The organism is Variovorax sp. 10N420, from assembly GCF_056394705.1.
Genome location: NZ_JBFTIJ010000005.1, coordinates 1 through 14,089, shown reverse-complemented (window position 1 = coordinate 14,089; position 14,089 = coordinate 1). Strand labels below are relative to the sequence as shown.

Annotated in this window: 14 protein-coding genes and 1 pseudogene; 5 read left to right on the top strand and 10 right to left on the bottom strand. The window is 62.2% G+C overall.

Features of this window, described 5'->3' with window-relative positions; translation table 11 throughout:
* Positions 1-19: 19 nt before the first annotated feature.
* From AC1DEK_RS14110 to AC1DEK_RS14090, 5 genes are all read right to left on the bottom strand, one after another.
* On the bottom strand, positions 20-1,267 hold the full coding sequence (locus AC1DEK_RS14110; RefSeq protein WP_478125875.1) for a glutamate carboxypeptidase: 1,248 nt from the start codon (positions 1,265-1,267) through the stop codon (positions 20-22).
* 83 nt (positions 1,268-1,350) lie between these two features.
* Positions 1,351-2,535 (bottom strand): acetyl-CoA C-acyltransferase, encoded by a 1,185-nt coding sequence (locus AC1DEK_RS14105; protein WP_478125874.1) that lies wholly within the window; start codon positions 2,533-2,535, stop codon positions 1,351-1,353.
* Positions 2,536-2,593: 58 nt separating this feature from the next.
* Positions 2,594-4,408 (bottom strand): bifunctional isocitrate dehydrogenase kinase/phosphatase, encoded by a 1,815-nt coding sequence (aceK, locus tag AC1DEK_RS14100; protein WP_478125873.1) that lies wholly within the window; start codon positions 4,406-4,408, stop codon positions 2,594-2,596.
* Positions 4,409-4,432: 24 nt separating this feature from the next.
* Complete coding sequence (can, locus tag AC1DEK_RS14095; RefSeq protein ID WP_478125872.1) at positions 4,433-5,134, bottom strand: carbonate dehydratase; 702 nt, start codon at positions 5,132-5,134, stop codon at positions 4,433-4,435.
* A gap of 36 nt (positions 5,135-5,170) precedes the next feature.
* Entirely contained in the window at positions 5,171-5,566 is a 396-nt protein-coding gene (locus AC1DEK_RS14090; RefSeq protein ID WP_478125871.1) for a MerR family transcriptional regulator, read from the bottom strand.
* 95 nt (positions 5,567-5,661) lie between these two features.
* On the opposite strand from AC1DEK_RS14090, the gene AC1DEK_RS14085 reads away from it, so the two are divergent.
* Genes AC1DEK_RS14085 through AC1DEK_RS14070 form a run of 4 tightly spaced genes read left to right on the top strand, consistent with a single transcriptional unit; the run spans position 5,662 to position 9,806 of the window.
* A complete protein-coding gene (locus tag AC1DEK_RS14085) occupies positions 5,662-6,723 on the top strand; it encodes an MBL fold metallo-hydrolase (protein WP_478125870.1) in 1,062 nt (353 codons plus the stop codon).
* Positions 6,720-8,051, top strand: a complete 1,332-nt coding sequence (locus AC1DEK_RS14080; protein WP_478125869.1) for a leucine-rich repeat-containing protein kinase family protein — start codon at positions 6,720-6,722, stop codon at positions 8,049-8,051. The genes AC1DEK_RS14085 and AC1DEK_RS14080 overlap by 4 nt, the downstream gene beginning before the upstream one ends.
* Positions 8,052-8,070: 19 nt before the next feature.
* Entirely contained in the window at positions 8,071-8,979 is a 909-nt protein-coding gene (locus AC1DEK_RS14075) for a pseudouridine synthase (RefSeq protein ID WP_478125868.1), read from the top strand.
* Positions 8,980-9,035: 56 nt separating this feature from the next.
* Entirely contained in the window at positions 9,036-9,806 is a 771-nt protein-coding gene (locus AC1DEK_RS14070) for a glucose 1-dehydrogenase (protein WP_478125867.1), read from the top strand.
* A 109-nt stretch (positions 9,807-9,915) separates the two neighbouring features.
* Here the strand turns inward: AC1DEK_RS14070 and AC1DEK_RS14065 are convergent, their stop codons facing one another.
* Genes AC1DEK_RS14065 through AC1DEK_RS14050 form a run of 4 tightly spaced genes read right to left on the bottom strand, consistent with a single transcriptional unit; the run spans position 9,916 to position 12,705 of the window.
* Positions 9,916-10,356, bottom strand: a complete 441-nt coding sequence (locus tag AC1DEK_RS14065; RefSeq protein WP_478125866.1) for a TIR domain-containing protein — start codon at positions 10,354-10,356, stop codon at positions 9,916-9,918.
* 26 nt (positions 10,357-10,382) lie between these two features.
* Positions 10,383-11,804 carry an SIR2 family protein gene (locus tag AC1DEK_RS14060; protein WP_478125865.1) on the bottom strand — a complete coding sequence of 474 codons (1,422 nt, stop codon included), beginning with the start codon at positions 11,802-11,804 and terminating at the stop codon, positions 10,383-10,385.
* A gap of 3 nt (positions 11,805-11,807) precedes the next feature.
* The gene (locus tag AC1DEK_RS14055) at positions 11,808-12,311 is read right to left on the bottom strand and encodes a toll/interleukin-1 receptor domain-containing protein (protein WP_478125864.1); all 504 of its coding nucleotides are present in this window, start codon (positions 12,309-12,311) and stop codon (positions 11,808-11,810) included.
* A 19-nt stretch (positions 12,312-12,330) separates the two neighbouring features.
* The gene (locus AC1DEK_RS14050; protein ID WP_478125863.1) at positions 12,331-12,705 is read right to left on the bottom strand and encodes a TIR domain-containing protein; all 375 of its coding nucleotides are present in this window, start codon (positions 12,703-12,705) and stop codon (positions 12,331-12,333) included.
* Between the two features lie 410 nt (positions 12,706-13,115).
* Here AC1DEK_RS14050 and AC1DEK_RS14045 point away from each other — a divergent pair, with 410 nt between their 5' ends.
* The gene (locus tag AC1DEK_RS14045; protein ID WP_478125862.1) at positions 13,116-13,718 is read left to right on the top strand and encodes a lytic transglycosylase domain-containing protein; all 603 of its coding nucleotides are present in this window, start codon (positions 13,116-13,118) and stop codon (positions 13,716-13,718) included.
* 229 nt (positions 13,719-13,947) lie between these two features.
* On the opposite strand, the pseudogene AC1DEK_RS14040 reads toward AC1DEK_RS14045, so the two are convergent.
* A pseudogene (locus tag AC1DEK_RS14040) lies at positions 13,948-14,089 on the bottom strand (IS30 family transposase); the annotation flags it as partial.

Here is a 14,089-nt window from a genome sequence, read left to right as displayed (position 1 = left end):
TGTCGTACTTGGGCGTTGTCTACTTGGCCTGCCCGAGATCCATGATCAGCTTGCTGGCCATGTACAGGCGACGCGGAATGGCACTGGTGTCCACGTACTCGGCCTTGTCGCTGTGATAGCCGAAGCCGGGCAGGCCCAGGCTTTCGATGACGGGCTTGCCCGACAGCGCGGCGTAGGCGGCGTCGGTTCCGCCGCCGGTGCGCTCGACGATGGTGAGTTCGCCGCCGGCTTCCTTGTAGTAGCCGATGGCCTTGTCGACCAGCTTGCGGCCGCCTTCACCCGCATTGAAGGCCGGACGGCCGCGCGTGATCAGCACTTTGACGTCGGCATCGGGCAGCTTCTTCTGCTGGGCCTTCTGTTCGAGCGTCTTCATGGCGGCGTCGAAGTCTTCGTTCTTCGCGTAGCGAACGTCGGCGTTGAGCGTGGCGCTCGCGGGGATGATGTTGGACACCGCGCCGGCCTTGGCGATGGTCCAGTTGAAGCGCAAGCCCTTCGCCTTGTCGTCGATGCTCATCGTGCGCAGGACGAGATCGGACGCCTCGACGAGCGCGTTCACGCCAAGTTCGGGGGCGGCGCCGGCGTGCGAGGCCTTGCCCGTGATGTTGACCTGCACATAGGCGATGCCGGAGGTGCCAAGCGAAAGGTCTTCCTTGCCGGCGCCCGTGGGTTCGAAGGACAGCACGTAGTCCGCCTTGGCCGCTTCTTCCTGGATCAGGTCGCGCGAGCCGAAGGAGCCCTTTTCCTCGTCCGTATTGAACAGTACCGTGATGCTGCCGAAGTCCTGGAAGCCGCGCGCCTTGAGCAGCTTGAGCGAATGCACGATGACCGCGTTGCCGCCCTTGTCGTCAGCGATGCCCGGGCCGTACGCCTTGTCGCCTTCGACCTTGAACGGCGCCTTTGCGAGGATGCCCTTCAGGTAGACCGTGTCCATGTGCGAGATCAGCAGCAGGTTCTTGCCGCCCTTGCCCTTGAGCTTGCCGACGATGTTGTCTCCGACCACGATGCCGGCCGACTTGCTGCGCGTGACGGTGAAACCCAGCGACTTCAGTTCGTCTTCGAGGTACTTGCCGGCCGATGCGAGCCCTTCGGCATCGCCCGTGCCCGTTTCGATGTTGACGAGGTTCTCGAGCGTCTTGATGACCGCTGGCTTTTCAGCGGTTGCAGCATCGAACAAGGCCTGGTCGCGCGTCTGGCTCCAGACGGCGGGGGCGATGAAAGCGGAAGCGAGCAGCGCGGCAACTGCGCTGAGATGGAAGGCCGGATGCATGTGAACAGAGTCTCCAAGAGGGCAAAAACGGGGCTTCATTCTAGGCAGCCCCTTTGTGCGGATGAGAGCGAACTCAGAGCGGATCAGAGCAGTTCGATCGCCACCGCCGTGCCTTCGCCACCGCCGATGCACAGCGTCGCAACGCCGCGCTTCTTGCCGCGCTGCTGCAGCGCATGGATCAGCGTGACCATGATGCGCGCACCACTGGCGCCGATCGGATGGCCCAGCGCGCAAGCGCCGCCGTGCACGTTGACGATGTCGTGCGACACCGAGAGCTCGTGCATCAGCGCCATCGGCACCACCGCGAATGCTTCATTCACTTCCCACAGGTCGACGTCCTTCACCGTCCAGCCGGTCTTCTTGAAGAGCTTGGCGACCGCGCCCACCGGTGCGGTGGAGAACCACTCCGGCTGCTGGGCGTGCGTGGCGTGCGCGACGAGCCGGGCGATGGGCTTTGCACCGTACTTCTTCGCGGTGCTCTCGGTCATCATCACGAGCGCGGCGGCGCCGTCGTTGATGGACGAGCTCGATGCCGCCGTGATGGTGCCGCCGTCCTTCTTGAAAGCCGGCTTGAGCGTCGGGATCTTGTCGAGCTTGACCTTGCCGGGTCCTTCGTCGATGTCGATCACCGTTTCGCCCCCGCGGCCCTTGACGGTCACGGCGGCGATTTCAGCCTTGAATGCACCCGACGTGGTCGCTGCCTTGGCACGCTCCACGCTCGCGATGGCAAAGGCGTCCTGCTGCTCGCGCGTGAACTTGTACTTGGCCGCGCAATCCTCGCCGAAGGTGCCCATCGAACGGCCCGGCTGGTAGGCGTCCTCGAGGCCGTCGAGCATCATGTGGTCGAAGATGCGGTCGTGGCCCATGCGGTAGCCGCCACGGCCCTTGAGCATGAGATAGGGCGCGTTGGTCATGCTTTCCATGCCGCCGGCCACCATCACGTCATGCGTGCCTGCGAGCAGCATGTCATGCGCGAGCATCGCCGCCTTCATGGCCGAGCCGCACATCTTGCTGAGCGTCACCGCGCCCGCGCTGTCGGGCAGGCCGCCCTTGTAGGCCGCTTGCCGCGCCGGCGCCTGGCCCTGCCCCGCCATGAGGCAGTTGCCGAACAACACCTCGCCGACGCTGTCGGCGGTGATGCCCGCACGCTCCACGGCGGCCTTGATGGCAACGCCGCCGAGGTCATGCGCTGCAAGAGAAGAGAAGTCGCCCTGGAAGCCGCCCATGGGGGTGCGGGCTGCGCCGACGATCACGATCGATTCGCTCATGAAAATGCTCCTTCAGTGGTCTTGGAAAGTGGTCTTGGAAAGTGGTCAGGGAAAGTGGTCAGAAATAAGGGTTGTGGCTGTCGTGACGAAAGCGCTGCGCCTCGTCATACGGAAAAACGTCCAGCATGTGACCGGCCTGGATACGCTGCTTGTGGCTCTGCCAGAAAGCCGCGTCGAGAAGATTGGCGTGATGCGCCATGAAGGCTTCGCGCACAGCCGGATTGCCGAGCAGAAAAGGGCCGAATGTCTCCGGGAAAACATCCTTCGGGCCGACGGCATACCAGACCTCGCCGCTCATCTCTTCCTCTTCGTTGCGAGGCGCCGGCACCTTGCGGAAATTGCAGTCGGTGAGGTATTCGATCTCGTCGTAGTCATAGAACACGACCTTTCCGCCGCGCGTGACGCCGAAGTTCTTGAACAGCATGTCGCCCGGAAAAATATTGGCGGCCACCATGTCCTTGATCGCATTGCCGTATTCGATGACCGCATGCTCGAGCTGCTTGCCTGCGCGCTTGGCATGGTCGGGATGATCGAGCTGGTCGAACGCCTCCTGCAGGTAGATGTTGAGCGGAATCATGCGGCGCTCGATGTAGACATGCTTGAGCACGATCTCCATCTCCCCATTCCCGTCGCGGTCGCCGATCTCGAGCTGGCTGGGCGCGAAGTTCCTGATCTCCTCAATGAGTTCGGGCTCGAAGCGGTCCATTGGAAAGCCGACATCGCTGTACTCCAGCGTGTCGGCCATGCGGCCCACGCGATCATGTTGCTTCACCAGCATGTACTTGCTCTTGATCTGCTCGCGCGTGGTGTCCTTCTGCGGTGGAAAGAAGTCCTTGATCAACTTGAACACGTATGGAAAGGACGGCAGGTCGAACACCAGCATCACCATGCCCTTGATGCCCGGCGCGATGCGGAACTTGTCCGTTGAATAGTTCAGGTGGGAGAGAAAGTCGCGATAGAAAAGCGTCTTGCCCTGCTTGGCGAGCCCCAGCGCGTTGTAGATTTCCGCGCGCGGTTTCCTGGGCATGAGCGATCGCAAAAACTGCACGTAGGCCGACGGCACTTCCATGTCGACCATGAAATACGCGCGCGCAAAGCTGAAGAGCATCTGCAAGTCTTCTTCGCCGAAGAGCACCGCATCGACATAGAACCTGCCCTTGGCATCGTGCAGGATCGGCAACGAAAAAGGCAGCTCCGTGAAGCCGTTGATGATCTTGCCAACCAGATACGCGCCCTTGTTGCGATAGAAAAGGCCCGACAGCACCTGCACCTGGAAATTGGCGCGCAGCTTGATCTGGTGAAAGCGCCCCAGGATCGCAGCCGCCACGCGCTCCGCATCGCGGCGCATGTCGGCGTAGCCGCTGCCTTGCAGCGCGTAGTCGTCCAGGATGCATTCAATGGTGTCGGCGAGCGTTTCCTGCGCCGGGTAGTAGGCGCGATAGGTCGGCGCACCGCGCGGCTCGATGTATTCCGTGCTGATGGCGGGCCGCACGAAGATGAAGTCGTTCTGGAAATACGCCCGGTGCAATATCTTGGTTGTCACCGAGTTGAAGAAGGTCTCCGCCAACTCGGGCTGGTGATGATCGACCAGCAGCCCGATGAAGTGCAGCTTGATCTGGTGCCAGACGTCCATCGGCTGCTCGCCGGCCTTGAATTCCTTTTCGAGCCGCGCAACGGCTTCGTTAACGCGCAGGTCGTAGAACTCGATGCGCTCCCGCTGCGCGCGCTGCTGGCCGTGCCAGTCCGCCGTCTCGAAGCGATGCTTGGCACGCGACGACTCGGCACGAAACAGCCTGTAATGCCGGTCGAAGCCGTCGCGCATCGCCTTTGCAACGTCGTAGGCAAGCGGCGAATCGAGGCGCTGTGGAAACATGGCTTCGACCGATGGCCTGACGAACTACTTGGCGGACTCGGACAGGGTCAGTTCGCCAGGCTTGCTCCACTTGTAGCGAATGCGTTGCACTGCGGCGCGATACTGGTTCTCGATCGGCTTGTTGCCGTCGACGGTGATGCCGAGGTCCTGGATGAGCCCGTCGTGCACGCCGAAGGCCCAGCCATGAATCGTCACGGCCTGCCCGCGGCTCCATGCGTCGACCATCACCGTGCTGACGGACACATTCACCACCTGCTCGGCGACGTTCAGCTCGCACAGCGCGTCGGCGCGTGCTGCTTCGGGCAACGTGTCGAGCATCACGCGATGCCGGTCGCGCACGTCCTGGATGTGGCGGATCCAGTTGTCCGCGATGCCGATGCGCGCGCCTTCGAGGGCGGCCTGCACGCCCGAACAACCATAGTGGCCCACCACCATGATGTGCTGCACCTTCAGCCGCTCGACGGCGAACTGGATCGCCGACAGCGCGTTCAGGTCGGAATGCACCACGATGTTTGCCACGTTGCGGTGCACGAACACCTCGCCCGGCTCCAGCCCGGTGATCTGGTTGGCCGGCACACGGCTGTCGGAGCAGCCGATCCACATGTAGCGCGGGGTCTGCTGCTTCACCAGGCTGGTGAAGAAGCCAGGACGGTCGCGCTCCATGCGTGCGGACCACGCCCGGTTGTGGGCGAACAGATCGTCGAGGGTTTCGGGTGCGTTTTCCATGGTCGTTCTTGGATGAGTTGAAGGTGAGATTGGCGCTCAGCGCGTCTTCTGTCTTGCGGCGCGCGCGAGCGCGGCGCGTGCCTGTTCTTCCTGCTGGCGGACCTCGGCGAGGTTGGCCTGCAGTTCCGACAATTGAGATTCGAGCTGTTCGCGATGACTGCCCAGCACGCCAAGGAAGCGCTGCAACTGCAAGGCTGTGTCGCGCGGACTGTCGTACATGTCGAGGATTTCCTTGACCTCGGTCAACTTCAGACCGAGTCGCTTGGCGCGCAGGGTGAGCGTCAGGCGGGTCCGGTCGCGCGCCGTATAGATCCGCTGCATACCAGCTCGCCGCGGCGCGAGCAGGCCCATGTCCTCATAGAAGCGGATGGCCCGCGTGGTGAGATCGAACTCCTTGGCGAGTTCGCTGATGGTGAAGGTCTGCGACGGCATGAGAATGGCTCAAAAGCAATGAGTAAGCGCGCCGGAGCGGCACTGCCTACAATGGTGGCTCCTTGCCATGACGTTTACGTTAACGTCAATCGTACATGAACCTCCTCGAACGCGAACTCCATTACCCCCACGGCGACACATTGCCGGCCCCCGGGGAGGCGCTTGAAGTCGCTCCCGGCGTGCGCTGGATCCGAATGGCGCTCCCCTTCGCGCTCGATCACATCAACCTCTGGCTGCTGCGCGACACGATCGACGGCGTCGAAGGCTGGACAGTGGTCGACTGCTGCATCTCCCACGAAGCCTCGCGCAAGCAGTGGGAACAGATCTTCGAAACACAGTTGCAGGGTCTGCCGATCCTGCGCGTGATCGTGACCCACATGCACCCGGACCACATCGGCCTGGCTGACTGGCTGTGCAAGCGCTGGAACGCGCCGCTGTGGATCAGCTCGACCGACTATCACGTCGCACGGGTGCTGACCTCCACGGGCGACACGCTGGCCGGCGGCGATGCCGCCGCGGATTTCTTCGCGACGCACGGCCTCACCGATCCGGAAGCGATCGCCAAGATTCGCGCCCGCAGCAACTACTACTCGAACATGGTGCCGTCAGTGCCGGACAGCTTCGTGCGCATGCTGGACGGCGACGTCGTCCAGATCGGCGGCCGGGGCTGGCGCTGCATCAGCGGCTATGGCCATGCGCCCGAGCACATTGCCCTGTATTGCGAGGAACTCAATGCGCTCATTGGCGGCGACATGATGCTGCCGCGCATCTCGACGAACGTGAGCGTGCATGCCGGCGAGCCGGAAGCCAATTCGCTGCGGCTCTTTCTGGACAGCATCGAGCGCTTCAAGTCCTTGCCGGAGAACACCTTGGGTCTGCCTTCGCACGGCAAGCCTTTCACCGGCATTCATCGCCGCGTCGAGCAACTCAAGGAACACCACCGCGACCGCCTGGCCGAACTGCTCGAAGCCTGCATCGCCAAGCCACACAGCGGGGCCGAAGGCTTGCCGATTCTCTTCAAGCGCGCGCTCGACCTGCACCAGATGACCTTCGCGTTGGGCGAGACCATCGCGCACCTTCATCTGCTGTGGTTCTCGGGACAGTTGCAGCGTCGGCGCGGCGAGGACGGGGTCTACCGGTTCGGCACCTTCGCATGAACACGTTGAGCCAACTGCGCGCGGGCGAGTTGGCCGGATCGCAGCGCCTGCATCTGGGCGGCGGCCTCTCGGAGTTCCCGCGCGAGATCTTCGACCTTGCCGACACGCTGGAGGTGCTGGACCTCTCCGGCAATGCATTGAGCGCGTTGCCGGACGATCTTCATCGGCTGCACCGGCTGCGCGTCCTGTTCTGCTCCGGCAATCGGTTCACCACGCTGCCAGAGGCCATCGGCCGTTGCCCGCGACTCAGCATGGTCGCGTTTCGGGCCAACGATATCGTCGAGGTGCCGGCGGCCGCACTGCCGCCCGAGTTGCGATGGCTGATCCTGACGGACAACCGGATCGAAGCACTGCCCGCCGAAATCGGCCGCTGCACCAAGCTGCAGAAGCTGTTGCTGGCCGGGAACCGCTTGCGCGCCCTTCCACCCGAGATGGCGGCCTGTCGCGCACTGGAGCTGGTGCGCATTTCCGCCAATGAGCTCGATGCACTTCCTGCTTGGCTGCTCTCGCTGCCAAGGCTGTCATGGCTGGCCTTCGCGGGCAATCCATTCGATGAAGCACCTGAGGCGACGGCGCTCGACTCGCAGCCGACTGCATCGATCGATTGGCGGCAGCTCTCGCTGCAGCACAAGCTCGGCGAAGGCGCTTCCGGCGTGATTCATCAGGCCGAATGGCGCCACCCTGATGGCAGCACGCGGCCGGTCGCGGTCAAGCTCTTCAAGGGCGCGGTGACCAGCGATGGATGGCCGCACAGCGAGATGGCGGCGTGCATCGCGGCCGGCACGCATCCCAACCTCATCAGTGTGCTGGGGCGCATCCAGGATCACCCCGAGGCCACGCCGGGACTCGTGCTGGAACTGGTGCATGCCGGCTTCGGGAACCTGGCAGGGCCGCCGAGCTTCGAATCGTGCACCCGCGATGTCTACGCGGAAGGCGCGGGCTGGTCTGTCCCTATCGCACTGCGCATGGCCAGCGGCATCGCTTCGGTCACGGCCCAACTGCATGCGCGCGGCATCCTGCACGGCGACCTGTATGCCCACAACATCCTGTCGAACGTCGAAGGCGATGCCTTGCTAGGTGACTTCGGTGCCGCATCGTTCCTTCCTGTTGACGACAACGCGAGAGCCCACGCGTTGCAGTGCATCGAGGCGCGCGCCTTCGGCTGCCTGCTTGAAGAGCTGCTGGCGCATTGCACGCCGACGACGCGAGACGAGCATGCGACTTTCGCGCTCCTCTCCGACCTTCGCTCGCGCTGCATGGATGCCGAGGTCATGGCGCGGCCAGCCTTCGGCGAAATGGCTGCCGCACTGGCCGCGGCCGGCCTCTGACGAACGAGCCTCGCAACTTATGCGCGCCTTGCCGTTGCCCATGCGAGATGGCGTCGGCGCAAGCTGTGTGGCCCTGCCAGATGGCGAGTGGCCGACCATCGCGGCTTTCCTCGTGCAGCGCTTCGCGGCGATCCCGCGCTCGACCTGGGACGCGCGCATGCGGGCCGGCGACGTGGTCGACGAGCACGGTGTGCCGGTCACCGAGGCCCGGCCCTACGAGCCGCGGCTGCGCGTCTACTACTACCGCAGCCTCGAAGCAGAACCTCGCGTTCCGTTCGAAGAGCGCATCCTTTTTCAGGACGAGCACCTGTTGGCGGTCGACAAGCCCCATTTCCTGCCCGTCACGCCCGTCGGCAAGTACGTGCAGGAAAGCCTCCTGGTGCGGCTGAAGCGCAAGCTGGGCATCGAAGATCTGGCACCCGTTCACCGCATCGATCGCGAGACAGCCGGGATCGTGCTGTTTTCGGTGCAACGCGCGACACGTGGCGCCTACAGCGCATTGTTCGCCGACCGGGCGATCACCAAGCAATACGAAGCCATCGTGCATCCGGCCGCCGAGTTCGCGCCGCCAGCCTTGCATCGAAGCCGGCTGGAGCCGGACGATCATTTCATGCGCATGCGAGAGGTCGCGGGGGAGGCCAATGCCGAGACTCGCATCGAGGTGCTGGCGACTGGTGAAGGATGGGCGCATCTCGGCCTCTCGCCCGTGACGGGCCGCAGGCACCAACTGCGCGTGCATTGCGCAGCGCTCGGGATGCCGATCCTGAACGACGCGATCTATCCCATGCTGCTGCCTGAAGGCAGTGACGATTTCGACCGACCGTTGCAGCTGCTGGCCAAGGAGGTTCGCTTCCGCGACCCGGTCACCGGCGCCGAGCGGCACTTCACCAGCACGCGATCGCTCGCACTGCCGGTGGCGCCAATGTGACCCCACTCGGCCGCGTGTCGCACTAAGCTGCTCACGAAACTCAGGAGACACGCACCATGGACACGACCCAACTTTTCTCGCTCAAGGGCCGCACCGCCCTCATCACCGGCGGCTCGCGCGGCATCGGCCGAATGATCGCCGAAGGCTTTCTGGCGCAAGGCGCGCGCGTCTACATCTCGGCGCGCAAGGCCGACGCCTGCGATCAGACTGCGAAGGAACTCTCCGCTTTCGGCCATTGCGTTTCGCTGCCGGCCGATGTGTCCACCATCGAAGGGGCGCAGGCCTTGGTGGACGCGTATGCCAAGCACGAAGGCTCGCTCGACATTCTGGTTAACAACGCCGGCGCCGCATGGGGCGCGCCTTACGAAGAATTCCCAGAAAGCGGCTGGGACAAGGTCGTCGACCTCAACCTGAAGGCGCCGTTCTTCCTGACCCAGGCTCTCACGCCGATGCTCAAGAAGGCTGCGACAGACCATCTCGCGAAGGTGATCAACATTGCGTCCATCGACGGCATTTCGGTCAATCCGCAAGAGACCTATTCGTATGCCGCGAGCAAGGCGGGGCTCATCCAGCTCACGCGCCGGATGGCCCTGCGGTTGGCGCAAGACCGCATCGCAGTGAGCGCGATCGCGCCGGGCGCATTCGCGTCCAACATGAACAAGGATGCGCGCGACCACGGCGATGAAGTCAAGGCGCGGATTCCGGCGGGTCGCATCGGTGAACCGGAAGATATGGCAGGCGCGGCGATTTACCTGGCTTCGCGGGCTGGCGACTACGTGGTGGGTTCGACGCTGATCGTGGACGGTGGAGTGACGCACGCGCGTTGAGAGGTCATCGGCGCGGGCACCTGCGAATCGTGAGGAGGCAGGACGAGCAGGCGCCAGGTCCCTGCCCAGCAACGAAGTGTCATAGCCGGCCGCCGCAGAGGCTCCTAGCCTACTTGCCCGCTGCTTGTGCCGCCGTTTCAACCCAAGCGCCTAGGTTGGTCCGGCCATCATCCTTATTCCAGAGGTAGTGCTTGTATCCGCTCGCGCGCAGAGAGCAGCAGTCCGTAGTGTTCCCCTGCATGTCGGCGATCTTGCTAATGTCAATCGTCAACAGGCCGTTGCCGCGGGCAATGCTTTGCTCGATCTCGTAACGGACCCACTTGCTTTTGTGGGTGTTCGCGCCGACGAGAACCACAGTCACGGACGTGCCGCTCAGTTGGTTGTCGATCCATGTCTTAATGGCGTTGTCGCCTTCTCGTTCGACCTTCTCAAAATCGGCCTTATCAATGAAGCCCGATTTCATGACGCCGCCGATAACATTGCTATTGCGCACATTCATGGCGCGATGCACGTCGTCGTACTTGAAGCTAAAAAATACCTTCCGAGCCATTTCAATTCCTCGATGCGCAGCGGCGCTTAGCGGTTTAGTTGTTTGACGATGTCGGTGATGGTTCTAACCATCTCCTTGTGCGGGGTTTTTGGGTCGGCGAGCTTTTCGACCATCGGAATAACCCATTTGAAATTGCCGTAGTACTTGTCCAAGTTTGTCTCGATGTCTTGCCAGAGCTCTTCCGCCATGAAGCCGGTCGCGGCGACCGGGATGGGCAGGAGACCGTGCTGCAGTGCGATCTCGAACTCACGCCTGACGCCATTGGCGTTGACCAAGTTTCCGCCATCGAGCTTGTTCCCAAACAGGAACAGCGCGATACCGGCAAGGCTGATCATTCGCTGGCGGTACTGCTCCCACAGCGCCGGCAAGTTCTCGCCTTGCTGGGGAAAGGGCCGGACGATCAGCTGAGCCTCGGAATACTTCTCGGGTTTGCCGTAGATGGCTTCCAAGGCGCCGTTTATAACGGCGCTGCCGATACCCCAGCCAAAGCCGTTGACCACGCGGCAGTTGGCCTCGACGCAGTTCGCTGCCACGTTGTGGACAAAGTCCATCGCGTCCCGCCGGGACCAGGTACCGTACTCCTCGGCACTACCTGAGAAGAACACGGTCCGCTTCCGGTACAGGGCCTCGATCTTCCTCAGAATATCGTTGATGTCCGAGTAGTTGTCGACCAATAGCGTCTGAATGCCGAAGCGCTTGAGGTCCTCAATGCGGAGCTCCTGCTTGCGGCGCTTGTAGTTGAAGAGCTCGTCATCGTCATCCGCAGTGCGCTGGGCCTCGCGCATGAAGCAGTAGTGGTTGCGCTTGGTGGTCCCGCCATGCAGCCGGCTCAGGACGTAATCGAGGTTTGGGTCGGTAAAGCTGAAGCCGATAAACAGGAAGGTCTTGGAGATGAGGTCGCCGCTCAGCGCCGTGATGAAGGGCGCGTGGGTGAAGTGGTACTTCTCATACTGCTCCTTGTAGATGATCGCCTGCTGGGGCAGGTGGACGTCGCCATGCATCTTGTAGACGATGGCGTCACGCTTGGGCCTAGTGATGCTCAAGTGATCCACTAGGTACTTCACGTCCGGCACCCTAAAGGCCCTACGCAGCGCGTCCTCGATCAGGGCGTCATAGTTGGTTGTCCAGAAGCTGCGGATGGGCAGGCGCGCGACAATGTCGTGCACCTCGGACGGCTCGGCCTGCTCGGAGAATTCCTGCAGGATCTTCTTGGCTAGGCCGTCGCTGGTTCGCCGCGTATTCACATGGAACTGAGCTAGCGAGATGAGGTCGTGCTCCTTCTCGACGTTCAGGCCAAGTTCTTTGGCGATGTCGCGCAGCAGCTCTGGCCAGTCCACGTAGCCGCAGCCCTTGGACATACCCGCGCCAGCAAAGATCGCAGCGCTATCGTTGTGCAAGTCCTGGACGAAATCCTTGATGAAGCTATCGATGACGTGTTGCGGCGACATGGTCTAGAAGCTTGCAAGGATTTGGGGCGACTGCGATCCCTTCTGGTACCAATACAGGGATCCACCCGCTGCGGCCTGGTCAATCCGCCGGTAGAGCTGGAGGTACTCGTTGCCGTAGTAGTTGCCCGAGGCGTCGCGCGTCGCGATGACCGCGATCTGCTCGTTGCGCTTTATGCCATCAGCGAAGCCCAGTTCCCATGGACACCAACGCGAGCCCATCGAGTCCCTCGTCGCAAGGAACAGGAATACGTCTGCGCCGCGGATCACCGTGCGGATGCGAGTCGCGGTCGTCGCGTCGGGCGACTCGGGCATCGACGCGTCCTGCCAGTCGATGTACAGGTCCATCCCCTGCTCCTTAAGCCACTGCTGCAGTCCCACCGCCAATTCGCGGTCTTTGTGGCTGTGGCATAAAAAGCCCGTCTTCTGCGAGAAGCCCTTGCTCTGCTGGTTCTTGGCAAAAACGTTTCTGGTTGCAGCGCTTCTCAAATCGTATTGAGCGATCGTCATTCGTATATCCCAGTCGTCCTCAACCCAATAGCTTTTTCAGATTGTCCCAGTTCCATGCATACAAGCGACCAGCGTTTGGAACAGGTGTGTAGTCACCGTCTTTGTAGCCAATGACTTGAACGATCTTCACGCCGGCCTCTCGTGCCATGGCAACTTCTTTGAGAACGCCGCGAGCCTCAGACGTCTTCGGGCCGACCATGACTAGGACAATTTCAGACCTTTGGATCGCTGTTCGAGCTTTCTCTTCCCAGTCTTTCTCGGGTGCTGCTTCTTTGAGCGAGTGGTCGATGACCTCGAAGGGCGAGTCTGCCAGTTTGGCTTGACCCAAAATGAAGTCCTTGATCACTCGATCGTAGTCGAAGTCAAAGCTCACGAAGACGCGTGTCTTTGCCATTTAGCTCTCCTCCACAGATGAATAAAGGAATGCAAAGGGGACCGTCCGTTCTTATCCTCTTGCGGCCGCCCACTGCGTTGCCCCGCAATGTAGTCGATCAGAAAGGAGCGGCTTCTCCTCAAAAGGATGGAGTCCAAGCACGGCCAGTGAAATATGTCGCAGCATCCGAGCATCTTTTGTGCAGGCGTCATCGAACTAAGTGCACTGTGCCGACATTCGTTGTTAGGTTCAGGTACCTTGAACAACCAGGCGAACAAAGCCGTGCTCACCCATACTTGGACACGATCCTCGCTCGCCATCGCAACGCGTCCTGGGCCTTCTCGGCCTGACCCGCGCTGGCGCCCCAGCTAGTGCTTTGGCGCGAACGGGAGCCGCCTCCAGTGTCGGCGCAAGAGTAGAGCAAGATGCAAATGAAGCGGGTCGTTGTCCTAGCCGTGATGGCCTGTTGCTGTGCGACGGTCTTTTCGCGACAAGGGATCTTCGTGTGCGGCACCGAGTACGGCAACGTCGACGACGGGGACGCAGCGCGCGCGGAATGGTTCTTGTCCAAGGGTTGTGCGCCTGTATCGTCGAATAATGACGTCAGCGAAGGTGCTCCACCGGTGCCTGAGTTTGCCAACGAGGTCGCCAGAAGCGCGTACCTTCGTTGGTCTGCTGCCATTTCGGATGGGCTGCGTCATGTGATCACGGTTGAAACTGCGCGAAGCGAGTTCGTGCAACTGGTCTGGTTTGAGAGCCAGCGCCAAAAGACCGATCCGGGAGTGGTGCTGGCGCTCATCGAGCAGTCGTCCAACTTCAACCGCTTCTACAGGGGCGCCAACGATTCGCGCGGGCTCTTGGCGGTGCCGGCGCGATGGGCCAAGCGGATTGGCAACGGCGACGAGACGCTGCTCTTTCACGAGCAGACCAACCTGCGGTACGGCACCGTGATCCGCGCCCACTACGCCGCGGAGGCGAACGGGGACATGCAGCACGTGGCGATCGCCGCTACCTGGCCGACAGCCGGGGCCTGAAGCCCACGGATCCCCAGATCCCCGGCCTGGTCGCGAAGTTCTAAGAACTAGGCGTTCACCGAATAGGCGACCCAATAACCGGGCAGGCTCCTTCCCTCAGGGCACAGCAACGGGGACTTCCGAGGCGGCTTCCGGAGGAGCCCTCGACCGCTCGTTGCGAATGACCGCAGGGCCCTAACTTGCAGTCATTCGCGACGCCTGGGTCTGAGGACCGCTATCGCTTGCGGATTCAACCGGTCGATGCAACGGTTTGGCTGAACATCTCAGCCGGTGTTCGGAAGTTGAGAGTCTTCCTGGGTCGCTCGTTTAATCTTCTCGCCAACGCATTCAGCTTGGCTTGCGAGTAGGTCGAGACATCAATGCCCTTGGGG

Excerpts from the sequence above, each read along its gene's own strand:
- AC1DEK_RS14110 (WP_478125875.1), bottom strand. The coding sequence starts at position 1,267 with ATGCATCCGGCCTTCCATCTCAGCGCAGTTGCCGCGCTGCTCGCTTCC.
- AC1DEK_RS14105 (WP_478125874.1), bottom strand. The coding sequence starts at position 2,535 with ATGAGCGAATCGATCGTGATCGTCGGCGCAGCCCGCACCCCCATGGGC.
- aceK (WP_478125873.1), bottom strand. The coding sequence starts at position 4,408 with ATGTTTCCACAGCGCCTCGATTCGCCGCTTGCCTACGACGTTGCAAAG.
- can (WP_478125872.1), bottom strand. The coding sequence starts at position 5,134 with ATGGAAAACGCACCCGAAACCCTCGACGATCTGTTCGCCCACAACCGG.
- AC1DEK_RS14090 (WP_478125871.1), bottom strand. The coding sequence starts at position 5,566 with ATGCCGTCGCAGACCTTCACCATCAGCGAACTCGCCAAGGAGTTCGAT.
- AC1DEK_RS14085 (WP_478125870.1), top strand. The coding sequence starts at position 5,662 with ATGAACCTCCTCGAACGCGAACTCCATTACCCCCACGGCGACACATTG.
- AC1DEK_RS14080 (WP_478125869.1), top strand. The coding sequence starts at position 6,720 with ATGAACACGTTGAGCCAACTGCGCGCGGGCGAGTTGGCCGGATCGCAG.
- AC1DEK_RS14075 (WP_478125868.1), top strand. The coding sequence starts at position 8,071 with ATGCGCGCCTTGCCGTTGCCCATGCGAGATGGCGTCGGCGCAAGCTGT.
- AC1DEK_RS14070 (WP_478125867.1), top strand. The coding sequence starts at position 9,036 with ATGGACACGACCCAACTTTTCTCGCTCAAGGGCCGCACCGCCCTCATC.
- AC1DEK_RS14065 (WP_478125866.1), bottom strand. The coding sequence starts at position 10,356 with ATGGCTCGGAAGGTATTTTTTAGCTTCAAGTACGACGACGTGCATCGC.
- AC1DEK_RS14060 (WP_478125865.1), bottom strand. The coding sequence starts at position 11,804 with ATGTCGCCGCAACACGTCATCGATAGCTTCATCAAGGATTTCGTCCAG.
- AC1DEK_RS14055 (WP_478125864.1), bottom strand. The coding sequence starts at position 12,311 with ATGACGATCGCTCAATACGATTTGAGAAGCGCTGCAACCAGAAACGTT.
- AC1DEK_RS14050 (WP_478125863.1), bottom strand. The coding sequence starts at position 12,705 with ATGGCAAAGACACGCGTCTTCGTGAGCTTTGACTTCGACTACGATCGA.
- AC1DEK_RS14045 (WP_478125862.1), top strand. The coding sequence starts at position 13,116 with ATGAAGCGGGTCGTTGTCCTAGCCGTGATGGCCTGTTGCTGTGCGACG.